Origin of the sequence: Bacillus sp. BML-BC051 (assembly GCF_019656175.1) — a bacterium.
GTDB classification, from domain to species: Bacteria; Bacillota; Bacilli; order Bacillales; family Bacillaceae_G; genus Bacillus_A; species Bacillus_A mobilis.
In genome coordinates this window covers 1-13,088 of the sequence record NZ_BPLI01000026.1, presented here as the reverse complement: position 1 = coordinate 13,088, position 13,088 = coordinate 1, and the positions used below count along the sequence as shown (strand labels likewise).

8 protein-coding genes are annotated in these 13,088 nt (G+C 33.0%); all 8 read right to left on the bottom strand.

The genetic code is table 11. The features are described from left to right. Positions 1 to 50 precede the first annotated feature (50 nt). Positions 51 to 917, bottom strand: a complete 867-nt coding sequence (locus tag K5S59_RS12675) for a GNAT family N-acetyltransferase (RefSeq protein ID WP_098259340.1) — start codon at positions 915 to 917, stop codon at positions 51 to 53. Between the two features lie 156 nt (positions 918 to 1,073). Continuing rightward, entirely contained in the window at positions 1,074 to 4,199 is a 3,126-nt protein-coding gene (locus tag K5S59_RS12670; RefSeq protein WP_220784056.1) for a leucine-rich repeat domain-containing protein, read from the bottom strand. A 129-nt stretch (positions 4,200 to 4,328) separates the two neighbouring features. Then, on the bottom strand, positions 4,329 to 5,504 hold the full coding sequence (gene yhbH, locus K5S59_RS12665) for a sporulation protein YhbH (RefSeq protein ID WP_000503511.1): 1,176 nt from the start codon (positions 5,502 to 5,504) through the stop codon (positions 4,329 to 4,331). A 446-nt stretch (positions 5,505 to 5,950) separates the two neighbouring features. Continuing rightward, complete coding sequence (locus K5S59_RS12660) at positions 5,951 to 7,846, bottom strand: PrkA family serine protein kinase (protein ID WP_000353278.1); 1,896 nt, start codon at positions 7,844 to 7,846, stop codon at positions 5,951 to 5,953. Positions 7,847 to 8,239: 393 nt separating this feature from the next. After that, positions 8,240 to 10,309: a sensor domain-containing protein gene (locus tag K5S59_RS12655; RefSeq protein ID WP_098873224.1), complete on the bottom strand. Its 2,070-nt coding sequence runs from the start codon at positions 10,307 to 10,309 to the stop codon at positions 8,240 to 8,242. A gap of 128 nt (positions 10,310 to 10,437) precedes the next feature. Then, a complete protein-coding gene (trmL, locus tag K5S59_RS12650) occupies positions 10,438 to 10,926 on the bottom strand; it encodes a tRNA (uridine(34)/cytosine(34)/5-carboxymethylaminomethyluridine(34)-2'-O)-methyltransferase TrmL (protein WP_000538149.1) in 489 nt (162 codons plus the stop codon). Positions 10,927 to 10,984: 58 nt separating this feature from the next. Further along, the gene (locus K5S59_RS12645; RefSeq protein ID WP_000260544.1) at positions 10,985 to 11,872 is read right to left on the bottom strand and encodes an amidase domain-containing protein; all 888 of its coding nucleotides are present in this window, start codon (positions 11,870 to 11,872) and stop codon (positions 10,985 to 10,987) included. 44 nt (positions 11,873 to 11,916) lie between these two features. Then, positions 11,917 to 13,059 (bottom strand): tRNA epoxyqueuosine(34) reductase QueG, encoded by a 1,143-nt coding sequence (gene queG / locus K5S59_RS12640; RefSeq protein WP_000345210.1) that lies wholly within the window; start codon positions 13,057 to 13,059, stop codon positions 11,917 to 11,919. Positions 13,060 to 13,088 lie beyond the last annotated feature (29 nt).

Here is a 13,088-nt window from a genome sequence, read left to right as displayed (position 1 = left end):
TGAAATAAAACCCATTCGTATGAAATATATTGCTCATACGAATGGGTTTTTTACTCTACTATATAGTGTTGTAAACATGCTTTTTCCTCAAAACCTACTTTCTTGTACAACTCCATCGCACGATCATTATTCGTATTCAAACATAGTTCTATCTCTCTCATCCCTTGGAATGAGAAAATATACTGAATAGCAGCTTGTAATAACCGCTCTCCGACACCTTTTCTTCTACTATTTTCAGCAGTTGCAATAAATTCAATATTCGCTTCTTGAAACTCCGGATTTACTTCAACATATACGTAACCTTCTAACTTATCATTCTTCATACTTACAAATAATTTATTCGTATCACTTAAACGTTCGATAATTTCATTTCCTTCATAGTATGTATTAGGAAAAACGTTATTGTGTAACGAGATAAACTGCTCAAACACTTTTGGTAAAGCTTCTTCTACATTACATATACTACGTTCTTCCACAATATTATAGCTTAAACTGAAAATACTATGTCTCTCTTGTTCTTTTGCATGTAAATCCTCCATTAAGCGGGCACAATTATTATTTTCCACATTATAAAAACCATAAAACTTCTCAATATGAAAAGGCATCTTTTCGATAAGTTCCTTCCACATATGTAAAGCCGCTTCTTCCCAATTCGCTGAAAGAATAAATGGTCCCCATATTTCGGCACATTTCTTTACTTCATCCACATCGAATCCTAATACACCTATTAAATTATTATTCTCATAAGTAGCAACAAAAGATTGTTCCCAGCCTATATCTGAAAAATCATGAATAATCGTCTGTAACAACTCCTCTTTCTCATCTCCACAATAGCCAACATGATGAGTAGCATCTTTATTCATATTCGCAATAAATGCTGCCACCTCTTCAATTTTCAAAATAGAACTGACATACATAACCTCTCCTCCTTCTCTAATACATTTACACATTTTCCATTTATATCCTTCTAAAAAAAGACATCATCATAAGCATATTTCAAAATGAAATCGCCATGATAATGTCTTCTCAAAAACTCATATAATTATATTACGTTATAATAAGATAAAACGCTTTTATTTCTTAAATAATCTCTTTCTAAATACAAACATACTCAGTGCTGAGAGCACTAACGCTATGCCTGAAAGTAATGTTGATGTATTTTCTTGCCCACCTGTTGCTCCTAATGATTTCTTGCTTTCTTCTTGCTTGTTAACAGCTGGTTTATTTTCTTTCACGTTTTGATTCTCTACTACTTTTTCTTTCACAACTTGATTGTTCGCGCTTTGTTCTTGAACTGCTACTGATTGATTTACTGCGTCTTTTGAACCTTGAATTTCTTTTACTGGTTTTTTTACTTCTTTCGATCCTTCAACTCCTGTTGTTGGCTCTTCTACTTCTTCTTTTAGTTCTTCAACTTCTTTTGCTGGTTCTTTTACTTCTTCTTTCGGTTCTTCAACTTCTTTTGTTGGCTCTTTTATTTCTTCTTTCGGTTCTTCAACTTCTTTTGCTGGTTCTTTTTCTTCTTCTTTTGGTTCTTCAACTTCTTTTGCTGGTTCTTTTATTTCTTCTTTTGATTCTTCAACTTCTTTTGCTGGTTCTTTCTGATCTAGTTCCTCTATTACATTCTGTACAACTTCGCCACTAAATAATATACCAAGCCCATCATAGTCTCTTCCATCATAAGCAAAATCATATTTTTTTTCTCCTGAAGTACTCCATATGATTGTACCTTCTACCCTATTAATTGTACCGCCGTCACTCTTTAACGTAATATTCTCAAGTGGATTTCCTTCTGCATCATATACAGGTATTTTCACTTCTTCATTGATTGGTACATTATCTAGAATAATCTTTTGCCCTCTAATATCAATTGTTATTATTTGAGACAATTGTATAATCGGTTTTATATCCTGAATCTCATTTCCAGAAAGTTTTAAACTAAAGAACTGTATCATTGAAGTGAAAATTGATATATCCTTAATTTTATTATCTGATAAATTCAGCCACTGTAAATTTTTCAACTTACTTAATGGCTTAATATCCACTACTTGATTTCCTTTCAATTCTAATTCGTTCAACATACTTATTTCACTAATTGTTTCTACACTACTAATTTCATTATTATTTAATATTAATACATACAAGTTCTTTAATTGCTGAATTCCTTGTATAGTAGCATTGTTAATTTTATTATTTGAAGCATTTAAATTTGTTAATGAATTCATTTTAAATAATGATTCAATGTTTTTAACATTATTATGGCTTATATTTAGTTTCTCCAATTTTTCTAGTTTAGATAAGGGGGCAATATTTTCAATTTTATTATTTGCTAGACTTACAGATTTTAAATTTCTCAAATTCGAAATAAAATCTATATTTTTCAAATCAATTTTTTCTAAATCTAAGTTTTCTAAATTTGTCATAAACTCTATACCAGAGATATCTTTTATCCCTTTACTTTGCCCATCAGTTATCTTTAATGTTTTAATCCCTAATAAATCTTCTTTCGTAATAGGAGCATCTAAATTGGTTCTACTCAAGTTATATTTATTAATATATCGTTGTAATTCTTTGTCTTGGATAACATTCGTATCCTCTTGTTTTTCGACTACTTTTTGAATTACGGTTCCATTAAATCGTATTTTATTCTCAGCAGAATCGGTCTCTAATTCAAATTCATATATTTTTTCGCCAAGACTATTCCATTTAATAAAACCATTATGAACCGTTCCACCTTCACTCTTCATTTTAATATCCTTGAGAGTTTCTCCCTTTAAATCGTATACAGGTATTTTAACTTCCTTATTTATTTCTACATCATCTAAAAAGATTTTTTGTCTTTGAATATCGATATACATTCTTTTTCCTAACTCTTGAACAGGTCTAACATCACGAATTTCATTTGACCCTAGCTTTAAATCATATAAACCTGTTAATTGACTAAGTGGTGTTATATCTGAGATATAGTTTTCTTCTAAATTAAGTGATTGTACAGTAGACAATCTTGATAAAGGTTCGATGTTTTCTAATTCATTTTTAGAAAGATCTAACTCTACTAACTTTTTCATTGGTGTAATATGCTCTATATTAGTAAGTCCATTGTTACTTAAAGATAAATTCTTCACCTTTTTCAATTGCTCAATCCCAGCAAGATTAGCGTTACTAATTTGATTATTCGCTAAAGCTAGATCCCTTAAAGAAGTTACTGTAAACAATGGCGTTATATCTTTTATAGCATTACTACTTAAATCTAATATTTTAATCTTCTTCATTTGACTTAATGGGCTTAAATTTGAGATTTTATTGTTTCTTAAACTTAAACTCTCAATATTCTCTAACTCAGCCAAAGGTTCAATATTTTCAAGTTCACTATAAGTTATACTTACTGATTTTAACTGTCTCAACTTCGAGATAAAGTGTATGTTGTCTAACTTAACTTCTTCCAACATTATGTTTTCTAAGTTCGTCATATACTCCAAACCACTTACGTCATTTATCCCTTTACTTTTTGCCTCAACAACTATTAAAGACTTAACTTTTAATAAATCTTCCTTAGTTATTGGAGCATCTAAATTATCTCTACCTAAGTTATACTTATTAATATGTTTTTGTAATTGTTTATCTAATATTACATTTCCACTGTCATCTTGTTGATCCACTTTATCCTCTGTATTTTCCTTTTGCTCTTCTTGAACAATGTTCCCCGAATTTAATGCATTTACTTCAAACTGTACTTGATACTTATTGTCGTAGGCCATTGTCGGAATATAAATATGCATTTGCATATTATATCTTTTTCCTAATTCTCCTACTTCAAACTGAATCACTTTCGTTCCGTTTTTCTTTTTATCTTCTGATATTACTTTTACATCATGAAACACACCAGGAGTATGAATATCTTCTGTTTTCAAGTATTTGAAGAAATCACTATCACTTAACGTTGCCGTTACAATTTTCTTTTCATTCTCAATCGTTAACTTAGGATCCTTTATATAAACAGCTGCCATAGACTCCTCATTCGTTTTATCTTTATATGCTTTCATAACAGCATCATATGTACCATCTTCTAAAGCATATCCCTTTTTATTAGCCTCAATTGCTACTGCCGCTAAAGCAGGCGTTGAATACGTAGCAAATGGAAGTGATAACGCCGCAGCGATAATCATCGCATTTATATGTTTTCTTTTATTTTTTTTCAACTTTACATCTCCTCCAAAATATATAAATCCAAATGTAATCATATCTCGAATAAATGATAATGATTTTCATTATCATTGTCAACTGAAAAAATAAAAAGTTAACAAAAAAATAACCCCTTTTTAAGGGGGTTATGCCATTTTTTCTCCGGTTTCTTCTTTAAAAAAGCTCTTCATCGCATGGAATACGTCTGCTTTTTGCTTTAAAATATAATATCTAAAATTCTCATCTTTAATATTTTTATAGGCTGACATGAGGGTACTATGGCGGTTATACTGGTTCACTTCCCCATACCCAAACATATTACACTTCTTCATTAACTCTTCAACAAGCTTTACACATCTAGCATTATCTGATGTTAAATTATCACCGTCTGAAAAATGGAATGGATAAATATTATAGCGGTCTGGTGAGTATTTATTATCAATTAGCTCGAGTGCTTTTTTGTATACAGAAGAACAAATTGTTCCGCCACTTTCTCCTTTTGAGAAAAACTCTTCCTCTGGAACTACTTTTGCCTCCGTATGATGGGCAATAAATTCAATATCTACTGTTTCATACTTTGTGCGTAGAAATCTCGTCATCCAGAAAAAGAAGCTCCGTGCCATATATTTCTCCCATATTCCCATCGATCCACTCGTATCCATCATCGCTAATACAACAGCTTTTGAATCTGGCTTTAATACTTCATTCCAAGTGCGGAACTTTAAATCTTCTTGATGAATTGGGTGGAAAGATGCTTTACCACGCATCGCATTTCGTTTATATGCGGATATCATCGTTCTTTTCTTATCGATGTTGCCCCATAATCCAGTTTTTCTAATATCATTAAATTCAACATGTTCAATCCGGTTTTCATCCATTTCTTTTCTCTTTAAATTAGGTAATTCTAATTCTTTGAAAAATGCTTGCTCTAATTCTAGAATAGAGACTTCAGCTTCATAATAATCTTCTCCAGCCGCATCCCCTGCTCCTTGCCCTTTTCCTGGTCCTTTTTGCTTTTGACCACCTGATCCATCTCTCGCAACGACATCACCAACTTTGCTGTCACCATTTCCTTGCCCAACGTGTTTGTTTTTATCATAATTGTACCTAATCTTATATTCATCTAAAGAACGAATCGGTATTTTCACAACATCCTTACCATTAGACATAACAATACTTTCTTCTGTTACAAGATCGGGTAAATTATTCTTAATTGCCTCTTGCACTTTCTCTTGATGGCGTTGTTGGTCGTCATATCCTTTGCGATGGAGGGACCAGTTTTCCTGTGAAATCGTATAATTTGGTTGGTTTTCTTCACCCATTTCTTTCCCTCCTTACTGTAATTGTCTTCCCCTATGAACAGTAAGCTAGAAATTTTGTTTTATACTGTGCAAGCTAGAATGAAAGATAACTGCCCATCGAAATTCATCCCATAAACATATATAACGTTTTTCATATAATACTCCGAGCATCCTAAACAAAATTTTGCCACTCACATACTAGAAAGAAATATTCAGCCGTTGATAAGAAAGAAACACAATGCATAGTTGCACACATTTACACTTTGCAACATATTGTATTGTGTTGGCTTTTTTCGTATGAATGGTTGGTTACTCTATCATATGCATATTGTAAAAATAATTGACAATAAATTCATGAAATTGCATCTTAATTTATTACATTTGGACAAGGTATGACACTTTACACATATAAATGGATAATAAAACGCTGTCCCGCAAAATACAAGAGACAGCGTTTTGTTATCAAACTATCGGTTTAGCAGACTACCTACATAGCGTAATAATTCATTCGCAGATGAAGAATTATAGCCGTGCTCATCAATTAAGCGTGCAACAACATCATTGATTTTCTTAAGCTGATTTTCGTCTGGCGTTTTCGTGGATGTTGTAATTTTCACTATATCTTTTAAATCAGCAAATAGTTTTTTCTGAATCGCTTCACGAAGACGCTCATGTGAATTATAATCAAATCGTTTTCCTTTACGCGCGTAAGCAGAAATGCGAATTAAAATTTCTTCACGGAATGCTTTCTTAGCATTTTCTGAAATTCCAATTTGCTCCTCAATTGAACGCATTAACTTTTCATCTGGACTCATTTCTTCGCCTGTTAATGGATCACGTAATTTCGATTTATTGCAATATGCTTCAACGTTATCTAAGTAATTATCCATAAGTGTCTTCGCTGATTCTTCATATGAATACACGAATGCTTTTTGTACTTCTTTCTTCGCAATTTCATCATATTCTTTTCTCGCTAATGAGATGAAATTCATATAACGCTCTCGATCTTCATTACTAATTGACGGATGCTGATCCAACCCGTCTTTTAGAGATCTAAGTACATCTAATGCGTTAATAGATGGTACCTCTTTTCGAATAATTGTAGAAGAAATTCGGTTAATAACATAACGAGGATCAATACCTTTCATACCTTCATCTTGATATTCACGTTGCAGCTCCTCTACATCAATCGCATTATAACCCTCTACCGTTTCTCCATCATATAAACGCATCTTTTTAATTAAATCAATATCCGGACGCTTCGGATCTTTTAAACGAGTTAAAATCGTAAACATTGCTGCAACGCGAAGTGTGTGCGGTGCAATATGCACATTGGATACATCACTTTCACGAATCATTTTTTCATAAATATGTTCCTCTTCACTCACTCGTAAATTGTATGGAACTGGCATTACAATAATTCTTGAGTGTAATGCTTCATTTTTCTTGTTTGCTATGAAAGAACGATACTCCGTTTCATTCGTATGCGCTACAATTAATTCATCTGCTGAAATAAGCGCAAATCTTCCCGCTTTGAAATTCCCTTCTTGCGTAAGCGATAATAAATGCCATAAAAACTTCTCGTCGCATTTTAACATCTCTTGGAATTCCATCATCCCACGGTTTGCCTTATTCAATTCTCCATCAAAGCGATACGCTCGTGGATCTGATTCTGAACCGTATTCTGCGATTGTTGAAAAGTCCAGACTACCTGTTAAATCGGCGATATCTTGTGATTTAGGATCAGACGGGCTAAATGTACCAATCCCTGTACGGCGATCTTCCGAGAAGAAAATACGCTCTACAACTACATCCTCAATTCTTGAACCATATTCTTGCTCTAGGCGCATAACGTTTAGTGGTGATAAATTCCCCTCAATTCTAACCCCATACTCATCAAAGAAATCATCCCGTAAATGATGTGGAATTAAATGAAGTGGATCTTCATGCATTGGGCATCCTTTAATTGCAAAAATTGCTCCTCGATCTGTTCGTGAATATTTTTCTAATCCTCGTTTCAACATCGTAACTAATGTTGATTTCCCTCCACTAACAGGACCCATTAATAATAAAATACGTTTTCTAACATCTAATCGTTTTGCAGATGGATGAAAATATTCCTCTACAAGACGTTCTAAAGCATCCTCTAATCCAAATAGCTGATTACTAAAGAAATTATACTTTCTTCTACCATCTACTTCTTCAATTCCAGCATCTTTTATCATATTGTAAATGCGAGAGTGTGCTGTTTGAGCCACCCATGGTCTTTCCTTCACAAGCTCTAAATACTCCGCAAACGTACCTTCCCATTGTAAGCGTTCTTCTGCTTCTCGATGCTGTTCAATTTTTTTTAGAATATCCATTATAGCTCCTCCCCCATCTCCTTGTTCAATCGGATTATTATAAAAGGTATGCTAGGATGTCCTCAAACATTCTTTAAATCAAAATGAAATATACAGTAGTGCTATAAAATTCTCTCCAAAATTCAAAGAAAATTCTGTATAATATAGGTATTAAAGTTTTTACACCGCTATTCATTTTAAATAAATTCTTTTCTTCCAAGAACCTTACATACATTTCGATTCATATTTAAGATTCGTAAACCGAAAAAATAGGAGGGATATTAGTATGAAATTATTATTAATTTTAGGTGTATCACTCACATTTCTTACAGCTATTTTTACATCTGGTTACAATGATAAACCTGGTACAAATAAAAAGTGATGTGCTTCTAAGCACATCACTTTTTTTATCCATCATTTATAATACACATTTTCCACATCATCTTTTGATAAAGGTCGACTATAATAATAACCTTGTACAAACTTCACATTCTTTTCCTTCAAAAATTGTATTTGTTCTGCTTTTTCTACTCCTTCTGCAATTACATTCAATTCCAAAGTATGAGCTAAATGAATAATCGCAGCCGTAATATTCGTGTCACGTTCATCTACATGTATACCTTCCATAAAAGAACGATCGATTTTCAAAGTATCAATTGGATACGTTTTTAAATAACTTAAAGATGAATATCCCGTCCCAAAATCATCTAAATGAATCTTTAAATTTTGTTCTTTTAATTGTAGCAATACTCTTTTCGATATGTCTTTATGTATAAGGGCTCCTTCTGTAACCTCAATCGCTAATAGATGAGCTGGTACATTATACTTATGTAACGCTCGTGTAATCATCTCTATTAGTGTAATAGAGCGAAAGTGCCTGGCTGAAATATTAACTGCAATCGGGACCACTTCATACCCTTTATTTAACCATTCACGTATTTGCCGACACACTTCATTTACTACCCATTCATCAAGCTTAATAATAAATCCTGTTCTTTCTGCTAACGGAATAAATTGATTGGGAGAGACAAATCCTAATTCTTTATTTTCCCATCTTATTAAAGCTTCCATACTAGCTATTTTTTTCGTTTCAATATTCATTTGTGGCTGATAATATAAGAAGAATTCATTTTTTTCTATAGCACGATGTAATTGGTTTTCTATTATAAATCTTTGTTCTCGCTCACAATCTAATCCACTACAATAAAAATAATAATGCCCTTTTCCTTTTTCTTTTGCTTTTTCCAAAGCAGCATCAACTCTTTGGAATAATATTTTTTCATCCTCTCCATCTGTTGGAGCCATTACAATTCCGATTGACGCACTTAAATACACGTCCTCTTCTTCGATTACAAAATGTTCACTAATCTTTTTTAATATGCTTTTTGCAACTACCTCTACACATTCTTTCGTTATATTTTCTATTAACATAACAAATTGATCATCGTGTTCTCTAAATAAGTGCATACCGCCTATTTGGATACTGCTTAAACATTCTGTCACTTTTTGTAATACTTTATCTCCTTCTTTATGACCAAAAGTATCATTAATAAGATGAAATTCATCTAAATCTATAAAGATAAACGCAAAATCTATCTTCTCATTTAAAAAAACATTTAACTTATTTGTACATGAAATTCTATTCATTAATCCTGTTAACTGGTCATAATAAGCTAAATATTCTGTTCTCATCTCATTTAATACTTGCCTTGTAACATCCCTCGTAACAATATATATCCCAACAATTTCACCGTTCACAATAATTGGAATAGTTCTCAAAGAAATATAGAGCTCGTACCCTGCTTTATGAACATATTTCTTTGAAACAATTTGCTTCGCTTTTCCTTGCATGGATCCTTTAAAGATAATTTGAAAATCTTTTTCATATTCTTTATTAATAAATTCAAAAATAAATTTATTGTTTAATTCTTCATATCGATATCCGAATATTTCATACGTTGCTGGATTGGCATATGTAATTCTACCTATAGAATCTATAGATATAATGGAGTCATTATTATATTCTAGTAATGACTTAAATAACATTTGTTTTTCCTCTATTTCAATCTTCTCCTCAATTTGAGCTGTAATATCCCTCGTAATACAAATAATAAACTGACATACTCCTTCTTCATCAAATACAGGATTAAGTGAAGATTCATAATGTGAATTACCAGTTGGTAAACCAACTACATCACAAAAGGTATGTGCTTTCGCTTCGCTCGCTACTTTTGCATATTGCACTTGCAATATTTCCGCCGTATCTTCTGGTAATACTTCAGCAAACGTTTTTCCATAACATTCTTCGCTCAGCTTCGCATAATCCATACCTATCTTATTTACATAAATATATTTAAAGGTTTTCTCATCAATAACTTTCACAATAAATACTAAGTCCTGAATAGCATGTAATAATCCTCTTCTTATTAAATCCATATCTATCATACTTAAAAAGGTATTTTGATTATTATATTGTTCCTTCATATTTATCTCAACCCGTCTAATCTATTTTTATTCATATATCCCCATTCTATATGAATATGTACCCTTTTTTAAATGTATGATTACATATTATTTTTATTTTTATAAAAAAAGTCGCCATATGGCGACTTTTAATAAACAATTTCTAAATCTAATCCTGGATAATTTTGTTGACGGAATGCTTCATAAATTAAAATAGCTGCTGTATTAGATAAATTTAATGAGCGCACTTTATCAGTCATTGGAATACGTAAACAATGATCGAAATTTTCTTCGATTACATTAGCTGGTAAGCCGTTTGTTTCTCTTCCAAATACAAAATAGTAATCCTTCTCACGTTTGCTATAATCAAACGCTGTATGAGCTTTCTCGCCATACTTTGTTAAATAGAAGAATTCACCGTCTTTATTTTTCTCATAAAATTCTTCAATTGAATCATAATACGTAACTTTCACGTGCTGCCAATAATCTAATCCTGCACGCTTTAACATTTTATCATCCGTTGAAAATCCAAGCGGTCTAATCAAATGTAATTCTGTTCCAGTTGCTGCACAAGTACGAGCAATATTCCCTGTATTTGCTGGAATTTCTGGTTGATATAAAACAACATGTACTCCCACGCGATATTCACCTCTGTTTTTTGTCTACTACGTATTATACCACTTGAGCGAAAAATCTCTACCCATTAATAATGTGAAAGAATTTATATTTCATTTGTGGTGTATATTTACTAGAATCTTCATAGTTCCAATAACGCCGACGGCTATTCGCTGAATGTGCATTTACAAGTGGCATACCATCTGCGTCTTTTGCTACTACAATCGTCGTATGATTCCACCTACCATCATCCTCGAAATCATAAGCGATGACATCACCAAGAATAAGATCCTCTGGCCTTTCTACCGCTTCTGCTCGAAGCCCTGTTGTAGCGCCTGACAAATACCAATAAAAAGAGTGTGCAACAGCCCAGCTCCAACTCCACTGATTCTCCCTTTGCCACCATCCTTTACGAATATTAGGATATCCATTCATTGGTACTTCTCCAGTATGAAGACATTGAGAAATAAAATTCGTACAATTATCAGGGAAATTACGATATACAGGGTTTCGATCATCCCACCAACGCTCTGCATATTTAACTGCCTCTAAACGGTTATACTGATAAGAACCATACTTCTCTTTTATAACTTCTCTTTCTAACGTCTCATTCATTCCAGCTGCTTCTGGCACTTCAATAGCATAATCACCTATTACCCGGCTCTTATTTAAACAAACTCTTCGTTTTAGTTGTTCCTCTTCGATATAAAATAATTCTTTATGCTTAATTAAATATTTAAAATGTATTTGATAATCAATTTCTTGATGATTGCTATTATTTAATTGTCTCATGAAAGAAACGTCCGCAGTTGCTTTCACTATATGTGCATTACGCTTTTGAAACAATTGTTTCTTTCTCTGTGCTATTTGGAATAAATCTTCAGCAATACCATCTACATTTGTTCGTTTTTCTGTTATATATGCTAAAAATTGTTGTACTTGCTTTTCAATATTTATTTTTACAACCATTTTGTCTCCCTCCCATATTACAATATGAAAAAGGGAGATATTATCTACTCTTTTTTCTGCGCTAATAATTCAAGCCCGCGATTCATTTCATGAAGAACCTCTTCATCTTTCTCGCGTTGCATCGCTTTTTCAATGGCTTCACCCACGGCATCTCCACCAATTTTCCCAAGTGCCCATGCTGCTGTTCCCCGAAGTACTGGTCTTGGATCATCTTTCATAACACCGATTAAATCAGGAATTGCTGATGCTTCTTTAAAATGCGCAAGTGCCAAAATCGCATTTCGTTGCAATGGCTTTTTACCTCTCCATGATCCAGACATAATTCCATATTTCTCTTTAAAATCACGATTACTAATTGTTAAAAGTGGTGTTAATAGCGGCTTAACTAACTCAGGATCTGGTTCCATCTCAGGGTGGTTATGAAAATCCATTCCTTTATTTTTCGGACAAACAGTCTGACATGTATCACATCCATATATACGGTTTCCTATTTTGTCGCGATATTCTTCCGGTAGGAATCCTTTCGTCTGTGTTAAAAATGCAATACATTTCTTCGAGTCTAACTGTCCTCCTTGTATTAAAGCACCTGTAGGACAAATATCAATACATTTTGTACAGCTTCCACATTGATCTTCTATTGGTTGATCTGGTGGGAATGGAACGTTTGTAATCATTTCTCCTAAATATACATACGAACCAAATTCAGGTGTAATAATAGCGCAATTCTTACCGCTCCACCCAATACCGGCACGCTCCGAAACAGCTCGATCACTTAATTCACCCGTATCAACCATTGACTTAACTTCTATATCGGGAAGTTTTTCGATTAAATATGCTTCTAATTTTTGCAAACGATCTCGTAAAACAAGATGATAATCTTGTCCCCAAGAAGCACGACAAAAAATCCCGCGGCGTTCTCCACGCTTACTTAATGGTGCATTTTTTAACTTTGAAGGATATGCTAATGCAATCGCAATAATCGATTTTGCGCCAGGTAATAGAAGCTGCGGGTTCGTTCGCTTTTCTATATCAGGCTCTTCAAATCCAGATTGATAATTTAATTGTTGCTGCTGGATTAAGCGCTGCTTTAATTCCTCAAATGGTGAAGCACTAGCAAAGCCTATTTTATCTATACCAATTGTTTTACTATACGCAATTACATCTTGCTTCAATTGTTCAAAATCCATTCCTAATCGCCTGCTACTAAAAATATAGA

What these genes read in the sequence shown, in the direction of transcription:
- K5S59_RS12660 (WP_000353278.1), bottom strand. Translation starts at nt 7,846, where the DNA reads ATGGATATTCTAAAAAAAATTGAACAGCATCGAGAAGCAGAAGAACGC.
- K5S59_RS12645 (WP_000260544.1), bottom strand. Translation starts at nt 11,872, where the DNA reads ATGGTTGTAAAAATAAATATTGAAAAGCAAGTACAACAATTTTTAGCA.
- queG (WP_000345210.1), bottom strand. Translation starts at nt 13,059, where the DNA reads ATGGATTTTGAACAATTGAAGCAAGATGTAATTGCGTATAGTAAAACA.
- K5S59_RS12655 (WP_098873224.1), bottom strand. Translation starts at nt 10,309, where the DNA reads ATGAAGGAACAATATAATAATCAAAATACCTTTTTAAGTATGATAGAT.
- K5S59_RS12675 (WP_098259340.1), bottom strand. Translation starts at nt 917, where the DNA reads ATGTATGTCAGTTCTATTTTGAAAATTGAAGAGGTGGCAGCATTTATT.
- yhbH (WP_000503511.1), bottom strand. Translation starts at nt 5,504, where the DNA reads ATGGGTGAAGAAAACCAACCAAATTATACGATTTCACAGGAAAACTGG.